Source organism: Pseudomonas sp. BGI-2 (assembly GCF_004310295.1).
Taxonomy (GTDB): Bacteria; Pseudomonadota; Gammaproteobacteria; order Pseudomonadales; family Pseudomonadaceae; genus Aquipseudomonas.
The window spans coordinates 18,308-35,722 of sequence record NZ_SISB01000043.1; the positions used below are offsets into that span (position 1 = coordinate 18,308).

The 17,415-nt window shown below is 58.9% G+C and carries 16 protein-coding genes; 13 read left to right on the forward strand and 3 right to left on the reverse strand.

The annotated features are described in order from the left end of the window. Positions 1 to 215 precede the first annotated feature (215 nt). The 10 genes from rpsP to EYC95_RS24360 all read left to right on the forward strand — a co-directional run bounded on the left by rpsP (position 216) and on the right by EYC95_RS24360 (position 9,196). Positions 216 to 467 (forward strand): 30S ribosomal protein S16, encoded by a 252-nt coding sequence (gene rpsP, locus EYC95_RS24315; RefSeq protein WP_007944872.1) that lies wholly within the window; start codon positions 216 to 218, stop codon positions 465 to 467. 5 nt (positions 468 to 472) lie between these two features. After that, complete coding sequence (gene rimM, locus EYC95_RS24320) at positions 473 to 1,009, forward strand: ribosome maturation factor RimM (RefSeq protein ID WP_007897576.1); 537 nt, start codon at positions 473 to 475, stop codon at positions 1,007 to 1,009. After that, entirely contained in the window at positions 991 to 1,764 is a 774-nt protein-coding gene (gene trmD / locus EYC95_RS24325) for a tRNA (guanosine(37)-N1)-methyltransferase TrmD (protein ID WP_154503229.1), read from the forward strand. The genes rimM and trmD overlap by 19 nt, the downstream gene beginning before the upstream one ends. 45 nt (positions 1,765 to 1,809) lie before the next feature. Next, complete coding sequence (gene rplS / locus EYC95_RS24330; RefSeq protein WP_003175895.1) at positions 1,810 to 2,160, forward strand: 50S ribosomal protein L19; 351 nt, start codon at positions 1,810 to 1,812, stop codon at positions 2,158 to 2,160. A 274-nt stretch (positions 2,161 to 2,434) separates the two neighbouring features. Next, positions 2,435 to 3,331 (forward strand): site-specific tyrosine recombinase XerD, encoded by an 897-nt coding sequence (gene xerD, locus EYC95_RS24335; RefSeq protein WP_131062579.1) that lies wholly within the window; start codon positions 2,435 to 2,437, stop codon positions 3,329 to 3,331. Between the two features lie 291 nt (positions 3,332 to 3,622). Next, on the forward strand, positions 3,623 to 4,354 hold the full coding sequence (dsbC, locus tag EYC95_RS24340; RefSeq protein WP_131062580.1) for a bifunctional protein-disulfide isomerase/oxidoreductase DsbC: 732 nt from the start codon (positions 3,623 to 3,625) through the stop codon (positions 4,352 to 4,354). A gap of 134 nt (positions 4,355 to 4,488) precedes the next feature. Continuing rightward, positions 4,489 to 5,793, forward strand: a complete 1,305-nt coding sequence (locus EYC95_RS24345; RefSeq protein ID WP_131062581.1) for a homoserine dehydrogenase — start codon at positions 4,489 to 4,491, stop codon at positions 5,791 to 5,793. Between the two features lie 66 nt (positions 5,794 to 5,859). Next, a complete protein-coding gene (gene thrC, locus EYC95_RS24350) occupies positions 5,860 to 7,269 on the forward strand; it encodes a threonine synthase (RefSeq protein WP_131062582.1) in 1,410 nt (469 codons plus the stop codon). 121 nt (positions 7,270 to 7,390) lie between these two features. Beyond that, the gene (locus EYC95_RS24355; RefSeq protein ID WP_131062583.1) at positions 7,391 to 8,746 is read left to right on the forward strand and encodes a transporter substrate-binding domain-containing protein; all 1,356 of its coding nucleotides are present in this window, start codon (positions 7,391 to 7,393) and stop codon (positions 8,744 to 8,746) included. Positions 8,747 to 8,908: 162 nt separating this feature from the next. Next, on the forward strand, positions 8,909 to 9,196 hold the full coding sequence (locus EYC95_RS24360; protein WP_131062584.1) for a DUF3509 domain-containing protein: 288 nt from the start codon (positions 8,909 to 8,911) through the stop codon (positions 9,194 to 9,196). Positions 9,197 to 9,365: 169 nt separating this feature from the next. On the opposite strand, the gene EYC95_RS24365 is transcribed toward EYC95_RS24360, so the two are convergent. Both EYC95_RS24365 and EYC95_RS24370 read right to left on the reverse strand, forming a co-directional pair. Then, entirely contained in the window at positions 9,366 to 10,178 is an 813-nt protein-coding gene (locus tag EYC95_RS24365; protein ID WP_371928434.1) for a TIGR02285 family protein, read from the reverse strand. 109 nt (positions 10,179 to 10,287) lie between these two features. After that, entirely contained in the window at positions 10,288 to 11,487 is a 1,200-nt protein-coding gene (locus tag EYC95_RS24370; protein ID WP_131062585.1) for a CaiB/BaiF CoA-transferase family protein, read from the reverse strand. A gap of 147 nt (positions 11,488 to 11,634) precedes the next feature. Here EYC95_RS24370 and EYC95_RS24375 point away from each other — a divergent pair, with 147 nt between their 5' ends. The 3 genes from EYC95_RS24375 (at position 11,635) to EYC95_RS24385 (ending at position 15,325) form a co-directional block, all read left to right on the forward strand. Then, positions 11,635 to 12,177, forward strand: coding sequence for a YaeQ family protein (locus EYC95_RS24375; protein WP_010462971.1), 543 nt, complete (start codon positions 11,635 to 11,637; stop codon positions 12,175 to 12,177). Between the two features lie 66 nt (positions 12,178 to 12,243). Further along, positions 12,244 to 13,953, forward strand: coding sequence for a single-stranded-DNA-specific exonuclease RecJ (recJ, locus tag EYC95_RS24380; RefSeq protein ID WP_131062586.1), 1,710 nt, complete (start codon positions 12,244 to 12,246; stop codon positions 13,951 to 13,953). A gap of 265 nt (positions 13,954 to 14,218) precedes the next feature. Further along, positions 14,219 to 15,325: an NADH:flavin oxidoreductase/NADH oxidase gene (locus tag EYC95_RS24385; protein ID WP_131062587.1), complete on the forward strand. Its 1,107-nt coding sequence runs from the start codon at positions 14,219 to 14,221 to the stop codon at positions 15,323 to 15,325. A gap of 221 nt (positions 15,326 to 15,546) precedes the next feature. On the opposite strand, the gene EYC95_RS24390 is transcribed toward EYC95_RS24385, so the two are convergent. Continuing rightward, entirely contained in the window at positions 15,547 to 17,172 is a 1,626-nt protein-coding gene (locus EYC95_RS24390; protein WP_131062588.1) for a glucan biosynthesis protein D, read from the reverse strand. Positions 17,173 to 17,415: the final 243 nt, after the last annotated feature.

Here is a 17,415-nt window from a genome sequence, read left to right on the forward strand (position 1 = left end):
ACACGGAAGTGGGATCTCCAGCAAACCCGCACTTGGCGGGAGCTGACTGGCCGTTTTCAACGACGGCTCTATAGCAAATCTGGATGGCGTCCGATAGGCCGCCGGAAAAAGACATTTGCAAAAGTCCGGATATTCCTTAGAATATGCGGCCTTTCGGGCACCTATGCCCGCTGTGCCTTTAGATTTGCAGCACCGACTACAGGAACGATGTTCACATGCTAACAATCCGTCTTGCCCTTGGCGGCTCCAAAAAGCGCCCGTTTTACCACTTGACCGTAACCGACAGCCGCAACCCGCGCGACGGTTCGCACAAGGAACAGGTTGGTTTCTTCAACCCTGTTGCTCGTGGTCAAGAAGTCCGTCTGTCCGTGAACCAAGAGCGCGTAGCCTACTGGCTGAGCGTTGGTGCACAACCTTCTGAGCGTGTTGCTCAGTTGTTGAAGGACGCTGCTAAGGCTGCGGCCTGAGCAATATGAGCGCGACGCCTGCTGTTGCTGATGATTTGATCGTTATCGGCAAGATTTATTCTGTTCATGGCGTTCGCGGCGAAGTGAAGGTGTATTCCTTTACTGATCCGACTGAAAACCTGTTGCAGTACAAAACCTGGACGCTCAAGCGCGAAGGCAATGTGAAACAGGTCGAGCTGGTCAGCGGACGTGGGAACGACAAGTTCCTGGTCGCAAAGCTCAAGGGTCTTGATGATCGTGAAGAAGCTCGTCTTCTTGCGGGTTATGAGATCTGCGTGCCGCGCAACCTGTTCCCTGAATTGACCGACGGCGAGTACTACTGGTACCAGCTGGAAGGTCTGAAGGTCATTGATCAACTTGGGCAATTGCTCGGGAAAATCGATCATCTTCTGGAAACCGGCGCCAATGATGTAATGGTGGTCAAGCCTTGCGCTGGCAGCCTGGATGATCGCGAACGCCTGTTGCCCTATACGGAGCAATGCGTGTTGGCCGTCGACCTCGCCGCGGGCGAGATGAAGGTGGAATGGGATGCGGACTTCTAAGCGTGGCTAACTTGCGCGTAGAAGTGATCAGTTTGTTTCCCGAGATGTTCTCCGCCATCAGCGAGTACGGCATCACCAGTCGTGCGGTGAAACAGGGGCTGTTGCAGCTCACCTGTTGGAATCCGCGAGACTACACGACGGATCGACATCACACTGTAGACGATCGCCCATTTGGCGGTGGTCCGGGCATGGTGATGAAGATCAAACCCCTGGAAGATGCACTGGTTCAGGCCAAGGCAGCAGCCGGGGAGGCGGCGAAGGTAATTTACCTGTCCCCCCAAGGCCGTCAACTGACTCAGTCGGCGGTACGCGAGTTGGCGAATCTGGATGCATTGATCCTGATTGCCGGCCGCTATGAAGGCATTGACGAGCGTTTTATAGAGGCTCATGTCGATGAAGAGTGGTCGATTGGCGACTATGTACTGTCTGGCGGCGAGCTGCCGGCGATGGTCCTGATCGATGCGGTTACACGACTGCTGCCTGGAGCTTTAGGGCATGCGGACTCCGCCGAGGAAGATTCCTTTACGGATGGTTTGCTGGATTGCCCGCACTACACCCGACCTGAGGTGTATGCGGATCAGCGTGTTCCCGACGTGTTGCTAAGTGGCAATCACGCGCATATCCGGCGTTGGCGTTTACAGCAGTCCCTTGGTAGGACCTTTGAACGACGCGCCGATCTTCTGGAAAGCCGCTCGCTTTCTGGAGAAGAGAAGAAGCTGCTCGAGGAATACATCCGCGAGCGGGACGATAGTTAACAACGTATCGATGGTAAGTCCGTTGATTTACCTTAGGAGCACAGCATGACTAACAAAATCATCCTTGCACTCGAAGCAGAGCAGATGACCAAAGAGATCCCTACCTTTGCCCCGGGCGACACCATTGTCGTTCAGGTGAAAGTGAAGGAAGGCGACCGTTCGCGTCTGCAAGCGTTCGAAGGTGTTGTTATCGCCAAGCGTAACCGCGGCGTAAACAGTGCTTTCACCGTTCGTAAAATCTCCAACGGTGTTGGCGTAGAGCGTACTTTCCAGACCTACAGCCCGCAAATCGACAGCATGGCCGTTAAACGTCGCGGTGACGTACGTAAAGCCAAGCTGTACTACCTGCGTGACCTGTCCGGTAAAGCAGCTCGCATCAAGGAAAAACTGGCTTAAGTCCAGCTTCCGATGCAGAAAAAAGCAGCCTACGGGCTGCTTTTTTGTTGCCTGCGATTTATCGGTGCTGCCGGGGTATGCGTGCCTGGTCCGGGACCGAGTTGCGGCGTTCGCGGGCAAGCCTCGCTCCTACAGGATTGAATCGTTTTTCAATCCTGTAGGAGCGAGGCTTGCCCGCGAATCGATCTACCAACACCGCGTTTACATCAGGCTCTATAAAGCCTCAGCAGGCTATGAAAGACTTGCCGTCAGTTTTCCAGTGACCTGAGCCTCTATGCCTGCCATCGATCATCCCCTGATAGACCAATTCCTCGACGCTCTCTGGCTGGAGAAAGGCCTCTCCGACAACACCCGCGATGCCTACCGCAGTGACCTGGCCTTGTTCAACGGCTGGCTGCAGGACACGGGCCTGGAACTGATCAACGCCGGCCGCGAGTTGATCCTCGATCACCTGGCCTGGCGCCTGGAGCAAAACTACAAACCCCGTTCCACAGCGCGATTTCTCTCCGGTGTGCGTGGGTTTTATCGCTATCTGCTGCGTGAAAAGCTGATCGCCGTCGATCCGACCTTGCGCGTCGATATGCCCCAGCTGGGTAGGCCGTTGCCCAAATCTCTGTCGGAAGCAGACGTGGAAGCGCTGCTGAAGGCACCGGACTTGAGTGAGGCTATCGGTCAGCGTGACCGCGCCATGCTCGAAGTGCTTTACGCGTGCGGCTTACGGGTGACGGAGTTGATCAGCCTGACGCTGGAGCAGGTCAATCTGCGCCAGGGTGTGCTGAGGGTGATGGGCAAGGGCAGCAAGGAGCGGCTGGTGCCGATGGGCGAGGAGGCGATTGTCTGGGTCGAGCGTTATATGCGTGATGGCCGCCAAGAGCTGCTCGGCGGGCGTCCCAGCGATGTCATGTTTCCCAGTCAGCGCGGCGAGCAGATGACCCGTCAGACCTTCTGGCACCGCATCAAGCACCAGGCCAAGGTCGCCGGGATCGGCAAGTCGCTGTCGCCGCATACCTTGCGTCATGCCTTCGCCACGCACTTGCTCAACCATGGCGCTGACTTGCGTGTGGTGCAAATGCTGCTGGGTCACAGCGATCTGTCGACTACCCAGATCTACACCCACGTCGCCCGCGCACGCCTGCAAGACCTGCACGCCAAACACCACCCGCGCGGATAGCGCAATTCCTGACGCGGAATGCTCACCTGTGGCGAGGGGACTTATCGGAACGCCGCACCGCCCCGTTGGGTTGCGTAGCAGCCCCAAAAAATGGGACTGCAGCGCAGTCCAGCGGGGATAAATCCCCTCGCCACAATAATGGGTGTCAGCAGTGCGGTGTCTTTGTCACCCGCATTCGGCCACACAGCCCTTATGTGGTAGGCTTTGCCGGTTTGCACGATGGGCGGTTATGACCCGGTGTTTCGGCACGGGCGTTCTGATCGTCCCATTTGTCCGTCTTCAGGAGTTCTCATGCGTCTGACCCAGATTTTCGCCGCCGCAGCCATTGCGTTGGTCAGCACCTTTGCCGTCGCCGATGACGCGGCCGACAAAGCGATTCGTAAAAGTCTGGAAAACCTCCAGCTCGAAGTACCGGTAGAAAGCATCTCCGCCAGCCCTCTGCCCGGCCTGTACGAAGTCAAACTTCAAGGCAGCCGCGTGCTCTACGCCAGCGCCGATGGCCAATACGTGGTTCAGGGCTACATGTTCCAGCTCAAGGACGGCAAACCGATCAACCTGACCGAGAAGACCGAACGCCTGGGCGTGTCCAAACTGGTCAACGCCATTCCAGTCGCGGAAACCGTGGTCTACCCGGCGATCGGCGAAACCAAATCGCACATCACCGTATTCACCGACACCACTTGCCCGTACTGCCACAAACTGCACGCCGAAGTGCCTGAGTTGAACAAGCGCGGCATTGAAGTGCGTTACGTCGCGTTCCCGCGCCAGGGCCTGGGCTCGCCGGGTGACGAACAGCTGCAAGCGGTGTGGTGCTCGAAAGACAAGAAAGCGGCCATGGACAAAATGGTCGACGGCAAGGAAATCAAGGCCGCCAAGTGCGATAACCCGGTTTCCAAACAGTTCGCCCTGGGTCAGTCGATCGGCGTGAACGGCACACCGGCCATCGTTTTGGCGGACGGCCAGGTCATTCCGGGCTACCAGCCTGCGCCACAAGTCGCCAAACTGGCGCTGGACGCGAAATAAATTTGCATCGTCACGGTCAGCCATTGACGATCATGGTCCGGCGGTAACATTTGCTGGGCCATCAATAGAGAACCGCGAGCATGCGGTTGTTTTCACGGCCGGCCTTGAGTCGGCCGTTTTATGGGGAGTTCACAGTGAAACCGGTCAAAGTAGGCATCTGTGGGTTAGGGACCGTCGGTGGCGGTACCTTCAACGTACTTCAGCGCAACGCCGAGGAAATTGCTCGTCGTGCCGGGCGTGGAATCGAAGTGGCACAAATTGCCATGCGCACGCCAAAGCCTCAGTTCCAGACGACCGGTATTGCGATTACCAACGATGTCTTCGAAGTGGCCACGAACCCTGAGATCGACATCGTCATAGAGCTGGTGGGCGGCTACACCGTTGCCCGTGAGCTGGTACTCAAAGCGATCGAGAACGGAAAACATGTGGTAACCGCGAACAAGGCGTTGATCGCCGTTCACGGTAACGAAATTTTCGCCAAGGCCCGTGAGAAGGGCGTGATCGTTGCGTTCGAAGCCGCCGTGGCCGGTGGTATTCCGGTGATCAAGGCGATCCGTGAAGGCTTGTCCGCCAACCGCATCAACTGGGTGGCCGGGATCATCAACGGCACCGGCAACTTCATCCTCACCGAAATGCGCGAAAAGGGCCGGACCTTCGAAGACGTACTCGCCGAGGCGCAAGCCCTGGGTTACGCCGAAGCCGATCCGACCTTCGACGTTGAAGGCATCGACGCAGCCCACAAGCTGACGATCCTGGCCTCCATCGCGTTCGGTATCCCGCTGCAATTCGACAAGGCTTACACCGAAGGCATCACCAAGCTGACCACCGCTGACGTGAACTACGCCGAAGCGCTGGGCTATCGCATCAAGCACCTAGGCGTAGCGCGCAGCACCGCGGCCGGTATCGAACTGCGCGTGCACCCGACGCTGATCCCGGCCGATCGCCTGATCGCCAACGTCAACGGCGTGATGAACGCGGTGATGGTCAACGGCGACGCTGCTGGTTCGACCCTGTTCTACGGCGCCGGCGCCGGTATGGAGCCAACCGCTTCGTCGGTGATCGCCGACCTGGTGGACGTGGTTCGCGCCATGACGTCCGATCCGGAAAATCGCGTGCCGCACCTGGCCTTCCAGCCGGATTCGCTGTCGGCGCACCCGATCCTGCCGATCGAAGCCTGCGAAAGCGCCTACTACCTGCGCATCCAGGCCAAGGACCATCCGGGCGTGTTGGCCCAGGTCGCGAGCATCCTGTCGGAGCGCGGCATCAACATCGAATCGATCATGCAGAAAGAAGTCGAAGAGCATGACGGTCTGGTGCCGATGATCCTGCTGACCCACCGCGTGCTGGAACAGCACATGAACGACGCGATCGCCGCTCTGGAAGCCCTGACAGGTGTGGTCGGTCCGGTCGTACGGATCCGCGTCGAGCACCTGAACTAAGCCGTTATCGTTCACCGGGCCTGCGTGCGGGCCCGGGTTTGCGAACACTGTCTATTGGAGCCAGTCATGCGTTATATCAGTACCCGCGGCCAGGCACCGGCCCTGAATTTCGAAGATGTCCTGCTGGCCGGTCTCGCCACCGATGGCGGTCTGTACGTCCCGGAAAACCTGCCACGTTTCACCCAGGAAGAAATCGCTTCCTGGGCCGGTCTGCCGTACCACGAACTGGCCTTCCGGGTGATGCGCCCGTTCGTCACCGGCAGCATCCCGGATGCCGATTTCAAAAAGATCCTTGAAGAGACTTACGGCGTGTTCTCGCACAACGCCGTCGCGCCGCTGCGTCAACTGAACGGCAACGAATGGGTGCTGGAACTGTTCCACGGCCCGACCCTGGCGTTCAAGGATTTCGCCCTGCAACTGCTCGGTCGCTTGCTCGACTACGTGCTGGAAAAACGCGGCGAGCGCGTGGTGATTGTCGGCGCCACTTCCGGTGATACCGGTTCGGCTGCCATCGAAGGCTGCAAGCATTGCGAAAACGTCGACATCTTCATCCTGCACCCGCACAACCGCGTGTCTGAAGTGCAGCGTCGGCAGATGACCACCATTTTTGGCGAGAACATCCACAACATTGCCATCGATGGCAACTTCGATGACTGCCAGGAAATGGTCAAGGCAAGCTTCGCCGACCAAAGCTTCCTCAAAGGCACGCGTCTGGTGGCGGTGAATTCGATCAACTGGGCGCGGATCATGGCCCAGATCGTTTACTACTTCCACGCAGCCCTGCAGTTGGGCGGCCCGGCGCGTTCGGTGTCGTTCTCGGTGCCGACCGGCAACTTCGGCGACATCTTCGCCGGTTACCTGGCACGCAACATGGGTCTGCCGGTCAACCAGTTGATCGTCGCCACCAACCGCAACGACATCCTGCACCGCTTCATGAGCGGCAATCAGTACGTCAAGGAAACCCTGCACGCCACGCTGTCGCCGTCGATGGACATCATGGTCTCGTCGAACTTCGAACGCCTGCTGTTCGACCTGCACGGTCGCAACGGCGCCGCGATTGCCGGTTTGATGGACACCTTCAAGCAGGGTGGCGGTTTCAGCGTCGAAGAGGAACGCTGGACCGAAGCCCGCAAGTTGTTCGATTCCCTGGCCGTGGATGACGCTCAAACCTGCGAAACCATCGCCGAAGTCTACGAGCAAACCGGCGAGTTGCTGGATCCGCACACCGCCATCGGTGTGAAGGCTGCGCGCGAATGCCGTCGTAGCCTGGATATTCCAATGGTGATTCTCGGCACCGCCCATCCGGTCAAATTCCCGGATGCAGTGGAGAAAGCCAGCGTAGGAAAAGCGCTCGAACTACCTGCACATCTTTCTGATTTGTTTGAGCGAGATGAGCGTTGCACCGTGTTGCCGAATGATTTGAAAGCCGTGCAGGCCTTTGTCAGTCAGCATGGCAACCGCGGCAAGCCTCTGTAAGCGGTAAAAGCTGTCACATTTTGAAGCCCGTCTCCTGACGGGCTTTCTCATTTCTGCATGCCACACTTGTCGCGTTTTCGCCCCAGGAAGGACGGGCGAGTTGATCGCGAAGGAAGTGGTAATGCTGTTTTTCAGAGGGTTAAAGCCGGCCGTGTGCTGGATGTTTTTGATCGGCGTCCTGGGCATTGCTCAAGGAGGGGCGGCGGCTCAATTGGCGATTCCAGAATCCAGGGGATCGGGCGCCGGCGCCACCATCGAGCTGGATGCTCAGGAATCGAGATGGATTGCCGAGCACCCGCAAGTCATCGTCGCATCGGTGCAATACCCGCTTTATCTGTTCAAGGATGAGCACGGTCAATGGAGCGGTTTGAACAACGATCTGCTCAATCGCATCAGTGCCATGACGGGTTTGCAGTTTGTTCACGAAGAGTCGTTTTCTACCGATCAGTTGCTCGGGCGTCTGGAAAGTGGCGAGGCGGACATGAGCACCACCCTGGCAATGAATGACGAGCGTAAGGCGTTCCTGGATTTCAGTCATGCGTTCGGTGGCGCTGGGTGGGTGGTTGTCGGGCGGGCAGGTGCACCTGTCATGCACTCCCTGGAGCAGTTGGCAAAAAGAGTGCTGGTGCTGCCAGCCCGGCATGCACTCGAGGGCACGATTCGCCGCGACTACCCGGCGATCGAGTTGCGCACGGTCAAGACTTACGCCGAAGCCCGGGCGCTGGTTGAAAGTGGTGAAGCCTTTGCCACCATCGAAAATGAAATCGGAGCGCAGCTCTATCCGTTGGGACAACTCAAGGTCGGGCGGGCAGTGGAGGGCAAATGGGAGGCTGATCACCTTGCGGTTCGCAAAGGCCAGTCGCCATTGCTGAGCATTTTGAACAAGGCGCTTGAGGCCTTTCCTGCAGCTGAACTGCGCGCCATTCGCCTGAAATGGCTCAATGGGATCGCTCCCGCTCAACCTCCCTCTCCCTGGCGGCAGATGACGCACTGGGTTTGCTGGGGCATGTTTGTCGTCAGCCTGTTCGGTCTGCTTTCCCTGCTCTGGAACCGCAGGCTGGCAGCGCTGATCAAGCAGCGTATAGACGCTGAGAAAGGTCTGGGCGATCAGCTTGCGTTCCAGCAAGCGTTGATGGACGCCATGCCCGATCCGATGTTTGTTCGTGATCTGCAAGGGCGTTTGATCATGTGCAACAAAAGTTATGAGGAAAGCCTCGGCACCCGATTTGATCAGGTTCAGGGCCGACAGCTGATTGAACTCGATGTGTTGCCCAAAGAGACCGCAGCGCTGCTGCATGCCGAATTCATGGCTCAGATGGAGACTCGAAAGCCACGCTTCAGTGAACGTCAATTGATGTTCAAAAACGGTGCCAGGGACATCTACCAGTGGACGGTGCCGTTCTACAGTGTCGACGGTCAATTGCGAGGGTTGCTGGGCGGATGGACCGATATCGGTCACCGTACAAGGCAAATGTGAGTCGGCTGTTTTTTCCCTGTCATCTTTGCCGTGCATGCTCTATCGACCAGGGACGCAGACGCGTCTGCACCTGGAATCCAGAACTTTTTTCTCGGGCCAGTGGTCACTTACTGTGAATACGCCCCAGGCACTTTGTTTTCGGACTATTGAGTGGTGATCGAGATGGAAAGTATCAGTCTATTGCTCGGTGAGGCTCTGAGCCCGTATCAGGTCACGCTGACCCCGTCGGGCGCCCATGGCGAATGCCTGGTGACACTGAAGAATGCGACCGGCGCGATCGTGGTCGAACGGGCGTTCAATCAAGCCCAGTTAACCGATTACCGTCTGCTGACGGATGTCGTCGACGGCTTGCACCGCGACGTGCTGATTGCCGAAGGACGGCTGGAGCCCTGCGTCATCGCGGCTTTGCGTCACGCTGCCCAGGACAAGATCCTGGCCCGCCGAAATTGAATTTTTTTTTGTGGGAACCTTCCGGCTCTCAGGTCAGTCAGAGCATGTAACAGCAGGATCAAGCATTGTGCTCCGGTGCTTGTAGCTTGCTGTTACTGGTCTTTATGTAGGCCACGTTTAACCCCGAGTCGTCTCCCCACTTCTCGGGGTTTCTTTTGCCTGCGATTTGTCATTGCTGCGCCTGATGCTCGAAAAACACTCGGGCTTCTTCGAGGTAAGCGCTGCGACTTTCCGGGTCGAGCCACTCGGCATAGGCCTCGCTCAAGTGGTCGCGTGGAAGTTTGCGTAGCAGCTGGTTGATCTCGACGATCGCCTGCCGACCCATGGGCGTGTCGGTACAGCCGATGTAACCGGACAGGAATTTCTCCGCGCCACGAATCGGGTAAAACTGCAAATCATCCTCCGCGATCCCCTGCTGCTGAGCCTGGTAGCGGATTTCCGGACGATAGCCCAGCAACAGGCGCAAGCGCCCCAGGCGTTGCATTTGCAGGAGACTGCCCAGGGCGTCGTTGCCGTAGTGCAGCGTCAGCGCGCCGGGCGGCGCTTGCTTGAGCAGCGCGTCGAGGTACTCGCCGTAGTTGCGCTCGGCAATGATGCCCAGCTTCTCACGGCCACTGGCGAGCAGGGCGGCCAAGTCCAGTTCACCGTTCTGGATAAAGGGCGTCAGCGTCTCACGATCCACGCGCCGTACCGCAACACCGTTACTCATTGCTCGAAAAACCGGAACTGAAAACGCGATCCAGCGCTCGCGCTCCTTGCTCTTGTTCAGCGCCGCGTCGCAAGTGAGGGAGGGCTCGTGGAGCATTTGCAAGCCGCGAGCTCGATTGACCCGCATCAGCGTGTGTTCATACTGCGGCATGCCGGCGATCAACAGCGGCAACAGTTGATCGATAACCCCTTGGCCTTTTTTCGGTCCCTCGAAAATCGTCAGTGGCGGCAAATCGCGCATCAGCCAGACCAGCGTTTCCTTGGGTTGCGCCATCGCTGACGGGGACAGTCCGACGAACAGAAGCGTAACCAGCAACGCGCGCCCCGCCCCCCCGCCATGCGTCAGGCAGATTCTGATGGAGTGCACTAGCCGGCGCCTCAGCTTAGATGGCTCCGTCTTTGCGCAGCTGTGCAATCTGCGACACGTTATAGCCAAGTTCGTTGAGTACCTGTGCGTTGTGCTCACCCAGTTGGGGCCCGACCCATTCGCAATCGCCGGGTGTCTCAGAGAGTTTCGGCACAATTCCCGGCATCTTGAAGTCTTTACCGTCCGGCAGCTTGGCCTGCAGGAACATTTCCCGGGCCAGGTATTGCGGATCGCTGAACATGTCTTCGGCGCTGAAGATCCGGCTGACGGGCACATCGGCCTGATTCAGCAGCGCGAGCACGGTGTCCAGCGGCAGCGAATTGACCCAGCGATCGATTACTCCGTAAATCTCGTCGCGGCGGCTGTCGCGTCCGTCGTTACTGGCCAGCACCGGGTCGTTGGCCAGGTCTTCGCGACCGATGACCAGCATGAAGCGTTTGAAAATCGCATCGCCATTGGCGCCGATCTGCACATGCTTGCCGTCGGCGCTGGTGTGGATCGAGGAGGGCGTGATGCCCGGCATGATGTTGCCGGTGCGTTCGCGGATGAAGCCGAACACGTCGAACTCCGGCACCATGCTTTCCATCATGGCGAAGATCGCTTCATACAGCGCCACATCCACCACCTGGCCCTGGCCGCCGTTGACCTCGCGATGACGCAACGCCATCAGCGCGCCAATCACGCCCCACAGCGCGGCAATCGAGTCACCGATGGAAATCCCGGTGCGCACCGGTGGCCGGTCTTCGAAACCGGTGATGTAGCGCAGGCCACCCATGGATTCACCGACGGCGCCAAAACCTGGCTGATCTTTCATCGGCCCGGTCTGGCCAAACCCCGACAGCCGCACCATCACCAGTTTCGGGTTGAGGGCGTGCAAGACTTCCCAGCCCAGGCCGAGCTTTTCCAACACGCCAGGGCGAAAATTCTCGATCAGAATGTCCGCTTCACTCAGCAGTTTTTTCAGAATCGCCAAGCCGTCCGGGTGTTTCAGGTTCAGGGTCAGGGACTTTTTGTTGCGAGCCTGGACGAACCACCACAGCGAGGTGCCTTCGTACAGTTTTCGCCATTTGCGCAGCGGATCACCGCCATCGGGAGACTCGATCTTGATCACTTCGGCACCGAACTCACCGCAAATGCGCGAGGCAAACGGCCCGGCGATCAAGGTGCCCAATTCGATGACTTTCAGACCTGAGAGCGGTTTGGCGGTGAACGGCATGCTGGATCCTGTAGTACAAAGGCTGAGCGGATATAGCCTTTTAACATAGCCGAATGTCTGACGACCAAGGTTGATCGCCTTCAATTCGTTGATTGCCTACTGCATCGGTTAGACTTGCCGCCTTTCCTCGTATCAAGAAGCCCGTTCATGGCCCAGCCGTCCACGACCTACAAGTTTGAACTGAACCTCACCGACCTCGACCGCAGCGTCTACGAGAGCGTAAAGCAGACCATCGCCCGCCACCCTTCGGAAACCGAAGAGCGCATGACCGTGCGGCTGCTGGCCTACGCCTTCTGGTACAACGAGCAGCTGTCGTTCGGCCGCGGTCTGTCAGACGTGGATGAACCTGCCTTGTGGGAAAAAAGCCTGGACGACCGTGTCCTGCACTGGATTGAAGTGGGCCAGCCAGACGCTGATCGTCTGACCTGGTGCTCGCGCCGTACCGAGCGCACCAGCCTGTTGGCCTACGGCAGCCTTCGCGTCTGGGAAACCAAAGTGATCCCGGCGATCAAAAACCTGAAAAACGTGCACATCGCGGCGGTTCCGCAGGACATCCTGGAAACCCTGGCCAAAGACATGCCCCGCGTGATCAAGTGGGACGTGATGATCAGCGAAGGGACGATTTTCGTCACCGACGACCGTGGTCAGCATGAAGTGCAGTTGCAGTGGCTGAGCGGCGAACGCGGCTGATTATTCGCCGTTCGTTCGCGTTATCCGGTTTTATCCTACGTATTCAAGAGAAGCACCTGTCACCCCATGCGCATTGAACCTCGCCTGTTGCCCGACACCCTGCCATTCCTCGGTGATCTGCCGCCGCTGCTGACGCGTCTTTACGCGGCGCGGGGCGTGCAATCGGAGGCGGAACTGGACAAGAGCCTGGCGCGGCTGATTCCGTTCCAGCAACTCAAAGGCATCGATGCGGCGGTGGATCTGCTGGTCACGGCGCTGGAACAGCGTCAGCGAATTCTGATTGTCGGCGACTTCGACGCCGATGGCGCGACGGCCAGTACTGTGGGTGTGCTGGGGTTGCGGCTGCTGGGGGCGGCGCATGTCGATTACCTGGTGCCGAACCGATTCGAGTATGGCTATGGCCTGACCCCGGAAATCGTTGAAGTGGCGCTGACGCGCACGCCTCAGTTGCTGATCACCGTGGACAACGGCATTTCCAGTGTCGAAGGCGTCGCGGCGGCGAAAAAGGCTGGCCTGAATGTGCTGGTCACCGACCACCACTTGCCCGGCGACGAACTGCCGATGGCCGATGCCATCGTCAATCCGAACCAGCCGGGTTGCGAATTTTCGAGCAAGGCATTGGCCGGCGTCGGGGTGATTTTTTATGTGTTGATGGCTCTGCGCGCGCGTTTGCGCAGCCTCGGCTGGTACGCGAGCACGCCACAGCCGAACATCGGCGAATTGCTGGACCTGGTGGCGCTGGGCAGCGTTGCCGACGTGGTACCGCTGGATGCCAACAACCGGATTCTGGTGCACCAAGGCCTGGAGCGGATTCGCGCCGGGCGAGCCCGTCCGGGGATCAAGGCGATTCTCGAAGTGGCCAAGCGTGAACCGGCGCGCATCACCTCGACCGACCTGGGCTTCATTGTCGGCCCGCGCCTGAATGCGGCGGGGCGCCTGGATGACATGAGCCTGGGCATCGAATGCTTGATCACCGACGACGCAGGTCTGGCGCGGGAAATGGCCGTGCAGCTCGACGGCATGAACCAGGACCGTAAATCCATCGAGCAGGGCATGCAGCGTGAAGCGCTGGCTCAGCTCAAGGATCTACCGGTCGAATCGATGCCGTTTGGCTTGTGCCTGTTTGATCCCGAGTGGCACCAGGGTGTCATCGGAATCCTCGCCTCGCGCATGAAAGAGCGTTATTTCCGTCCGACCATTGCCTTTGCCGATGCCGGCGATGGCTTGCTCAAGGGCTCGGGGCGTTCGGTTCAGGGCTTCCACATTCGCGATGCCTTGAGCGTAGTGGCCGCGCAGCATCCGAACCTGATCAGCAAGTACGGCGGCCACGCCATGGCGGCCGGTTTGACCTTGCCGGAAGCGAACTTTCCGTTGTTCGCCGAGGCCTTTGACGCTGAAGTGCGCAGGCAATTGCGCGAAGAAGACCTGACTGGGCGTCTGCTGTCGGACGGCCCGCTGGCGGTCGAGGAATTCCACCTGGAACTGGCCCGCGCGCTGCGGCATGCCGGACCTTGGGGGCAGCACTTCCCGGAGCCGCTGTTCCATGGCGTGTTTCAGTTGGTTGAACAGCGGGTCGTTGGTGAGCGACATCTCAAAGTGGTGCTGAAAAGCGAATGCGGCTCGGTGAAACTTGATGGCATTGCCTTCGGCATTGATCGCGACATCTGGCCGAACCCGACCATCAAATGGGTGGAACTGGCCTACAAACTCGACCTCAACGAGTTTCGCGGCAACGAGACTGTGCAGCTGATGATTGCCCACATCGAACCGCGTTGAGCCATTCGCGGGCAAGCCTCGCTCCTACAGGTGTCGGTATCCGTAGGAGCGAGGCTTGCCCGCGAAAGCGATTTCCCTTACGCCGAATTTCTTGGAACCCTCCCTCATCCCCCGATGTCGACTAGGCTCTAAGCACTGCTTGATTATCCTTGTGACGTCTTGTCCAATTTTTGCCCGCGGGGGCGGGTGCCGCGCCTTTTTCCTGTCACTCGTCGACTTTTCAAACAGAACCCTGGAGCCTGCCCACTGATTCGAGAGGTGCCCCATGAGTCTGCTGCTTGAACCCTATACCCTTCGTCAATTGACCCTGCTCAACCGCATTGCCGTGTCACCGATGTGCCAGTACTCCAGCGTCGATGGGCTGGCCAATGACTGGCATCTGGTCCATCTCGGCAGCCGCGCCGTTGGCGGCGCCGGTCTGATTTTTACTGAAGCCACAGCGGTCACGGCCGACGGGCGCATCACCGCCGAGGATCTCGGCTTGTGGAATGACGAACAGATCGAACCCCTGCAACGCATCACGCGCTTCATCGCCGCTCAGGGGGCGGTGGCCGGCATTCAACTGGCGCACGCCGGGCGCAAGGCCAGCACTCATCGGCCGTGGATCGGCAGGCATGGCAGCATCAAACCCGAAGACGGTGGCTGGGTGCCGGTAGGCCCTTCACCGATTGCTTTTGACCCGCAACACACCCACCCTAAACAGCTTGATGAAGGCGAGATCGCCGAAGTCATTCAGGCCTTTGTCGCCGCAGCCAAGCGGGCACTGACCGCCGGTTTCAAAGTGGTCGAAGTACACGCCGCTCACGGTTACCTGTTGCATCAGTTTCTTTCGCCCCTGAGCAATCAGCGACGCGATCAATATGGCGGTTCGTTCGAGAACCGGATCCGGCTGGTGCTGCAGGTTACCGAAGCGGTACGTGCGGTATGGCCTGAAGAACTGCCGTTGTTTGTGCGAGTGTCGGCCACCGACTGGGTGGAAGACGGCTGGAACCCGGATGAAACGGTAGAGTTGGCACGACGCCTGAAAGACCTGGGCGTGGACCTGATAGACGTTTCGTCGGGCGGTACGGCAGCCAACGCGGAAATTCCTACAGGACCGGGTTATCAGACCCGTTTCGCCGAACGTGTGCGCAAGGAGTCAGGCATCGCCACCGGTACGGTAGGCATGATTACCGAGCCAGCCCAGGCCGAGCACATATTGCGCACCTGCCAGGCGGACATCATCTTCCTCGCGCGGGAACTGTTGCGTGATCCGTATTGGCCGCTGCACGCGGATGATGATTTGGGTGGCCGCAAGGCGATCTGGCCGGCGCAGTATCAGCGGGCGACCCATCGCGAACAGCCGATTCATGAGTCGGATTTGCGCGACTGAATGCGGCTGTAAAAACAAAAAGCCCCGATCGATGTGATCGGGGCTTTTGTGTTTCTGGGCCGGATTATTTGTCATCTGTCAGGCCGTCTTCGCGGGCAAGTCGGATCGCCGCACCGCTCGCTCCTACAGGGGCAAAAGCAATCCTCTCCGAACCCGTAGGAGCGAGCTGTGCGGCGATCCGACTTGCCCGCGAAGAGGCCGGCCCAGACAACCTGTAGCTATCAGGTGTACTTACGCTTATCCGGCGCCGGCGGGAAATACTGGTACAACCAGGTCTCACTCAACGTCCGGTCATTGGTGCGAATGAACAGCCGCAGCTCAACCGGCGCCACGCTGTCATTGGTCGGGTACCAATCGAAGGTAATCCGATAACCCTTGATGTCATCCAGCACCAACACGTTGAAATCCTTCACCTGCCCGTTCGAGCACGTCACCACCGGCTCGATCCCCGCGCCTTCCGGCAAGCGGTCCAGACCGCCACCAGTGAAGTCCACGGCAAACCGTCGTGCCCAGACCTCAGGGTAATGCTCGCCCGGTGCCCAGCCTTCGATAAAGCCGCCCATGCCCGAACGGGTCGCGTTGACCCGCGCCAGCGGCGTGCCCACCGGTGGCAGGGCGCTCCAGTAAAGCTTGTAGCCGTAGTTCAGGGAATCACCGGCCGCGACCGGTTTTTTCGGGGTCCAGAACGCGACGATGTTATCGAGGGTTTCGCCGGTCGTAGGAATTTCCAACAGATCGATAGAGCCTTCGCCCCACGCCGTTGTAGGTTCTACCCACAGGCTCGGGCGCTTGCTGTACCAGTCGACGGTGTCCTGATAATTGGCAAACTCGTGATCGGTCTGCACCAGGCCGAAACCTTTCGGATCGGTGTCGGCGAAGGCGTTGAATTGCAGGGTCGCCGGGTTGTTCAGCGGCCGGCAGATCCACTCGCCGTTGCCGCGCCACATCGCCAGGCGATCCGAGTCGTGGATTTGCGGGTGAATGGTGTCGCACATGCGGCGCTCGTGGGTGCCGCAGCTGAACATGCTGGTCATCGGTGCGATGCCCAGTTGTTCGATGGCGGTGCGCGCATTGATGTGGGCATCCACTTCCATCACCACGCGTTCGGCCTGGCAATCGATGTCAAAGCGGTACGCGCCAGTGGCGCTCGGCGAATCCAGCAGGGCATAGACCACGAAGCGGGTACTGTCCTTGCCCGGGGTCTCGAACCAGAACTTGGTGAAGTCCGGGAACTCCTCACGCTTCTTGGCGTAGGTATCGACCGCCAGCCCGCGCGCCGACAGACCGTACTGGCCGGTGGCATCTACCGCACGGAAATAACTGGCGCCGAGGAAGGACAGCACGTCATGCCTGTCCAGTTCCGGTGCTTTGAACAGCTTGAACCCGGAAAACCCCAGGTCGCCGGTCAGCTGTTTGGTGTCGACCGTGGTTTTTTCGTAGTTGAACAGGGAAGGGCGGAAATGCACTTCACGTGCCTGGCGCGTCTTCGGATCGACGCTGTACATGCGCACCGGCTGCTTGAAGCCCATGCCGACGTGGAAAAACTGCACGTCCAGCTGACCGTTCAGGTCTTTCCACAGCGAGTGGTTGCCGTCGTAGCGGATCGCGTTGAAATTCTGCGGCGTCATGGTCGCCAGCGTCGGCGGCAGCACCTGCTTGGTGTCCTGATAGCGATTGCCGGCGAGTTGCTTGGCCTGAATCTTCAGGGCCTCGAAATCGAACGCCTGGGCCTCGCCATCAGCGGCGCCGTTGCCCGCCCAGGCATGAGCGGCCAGCAAGCCGGTGGCTGACAAGCCGGTGTAGGCAGCGATGGCCATGGACGCTTTGAGCAAATTCCTGCGATGCATAAGTACAACCTGTCGTTAACAATCCCGCGCCGTTCCTGGCACGTGCTGGATCAAAAATATCGGTTCGGACATGCCTTCGGCCAAACGCAACGGACTTTAAACAGATAACAAATAGCTTAAACCGTTCGGTTGCACAGAAAAAATGATTGGTAGCACTTTGATGGTGCGGCAATGAAACAAGAAATGTCGGTTAAGTTTTCCGACAGCACTTTCTGATTTATAGGGCATTTCTGCTTTTTTTGA

Excerpts from the sequence above, each read along its gene's own strand:
- EYC95_RS24365 (WP_371928434.1), bottom strand. The coding sequence starts at position 10,178 with ATGGCGCAACCCAAGGAAACGCTGGTCTGGCTGATGCGCGATTTGCCG.
- thrC (WP_131062582.1), top strand. The coding sequence starts at position 5,860 with ATGCGTTATATCAGTACCCGCGGCCAGGCACCGGCCCTGAATTTCGAA.
- EYC95_RS24390 (WP_131062588.1), bottom strand. The coding sequence starts at position 17,172 with ATGCATCGCAGGAATTTGCTCAAAGCGTCCATGGCCATCGCTGCCTAC.
- rplS (WP_003175895.1), top strand. The coding sequence starts at position 1,810 with ATGACTAACAAAATCATCCTTGCACTCGAAGCAGAGCAGATGACCAAA.
- trmD (WP_154503229.1), top strand. The coding sequence starts at position 991 with ATGGGATGCGGACTTCTAAGCGTGGCTAACTTGCGCGTAGAAGTGATC.
- rimM (WP_007897576.1), top strand. The coding sequence starts at position 473 with ATGAGCGCGACGCCTGCTGTTGCTGATGATTTGATCGTTATCGGCAAG.
- xerD (WP_131062579.1), top strand. The coding sequence starts at position 2,435 with ATGCCTGCCATCGATCATCCCCTGATAGACCAATTCCTCGACGCTCTC.
- EYC95_RS24385 (WP_131062587.1), top strand. The coding sequence starts at position 14,219 with ATGAGTCTGCTGCTTGAACCCTATACCCTTCGTCAATTGACCCTGCTC.
- recJ (WP_131062586.1), top strand. The coding sequence starts at position 12,244 with ATGCGCATTGAACCTCGCCTGTTGCCCGACACCCTGCCATTCCTCGGT.
- EYC95_RS24355 (WP_131062583.1), top strand. The coding sequence starts at position 7,391 with ATGCTGTTTTTCAGAGGGTTAAAGCCGGCCGTGTGCTGGATGTTTTTG.
- EYC95_RS24370 (WP_131062585.1), bottom strand. The coding sequence starts at position 11,487 with ATGCCGTTCACCGCCAAACCGCTCTCAGGTCTGAAAGTCATCGAATTG.
- dsbC (WP_131062580.1), top strand. The coding sequence starts at position 3,623 with ATGCGTCTGACCCAGATTTTCGCCGCCGCAGCCATTGCGTTGGTCAGC.
- EYC95_RS24360 (WP_131062584.1), top strand. The coding sequence starts at position 8,909 with ATGGAAAGTATCAGTCTATTGCTCGGTGAGGCTCTGAGCCCGTATCAG.
- EYC95_RS24375 (WP_010462971.1), top strand. The coding sequence starts at position 11,635 with ATGGCCCAGCCGTCCACGACCTACAAGTTTGAACTGAACCTCACCGAC.
- rpsP (WP_007944872.1), top strand. The coding sequence starts at position 216 with ATGCTAACAATCCGTCTTGCCCTTGGCGGCTCCAAAAAGCGCCCGTTT.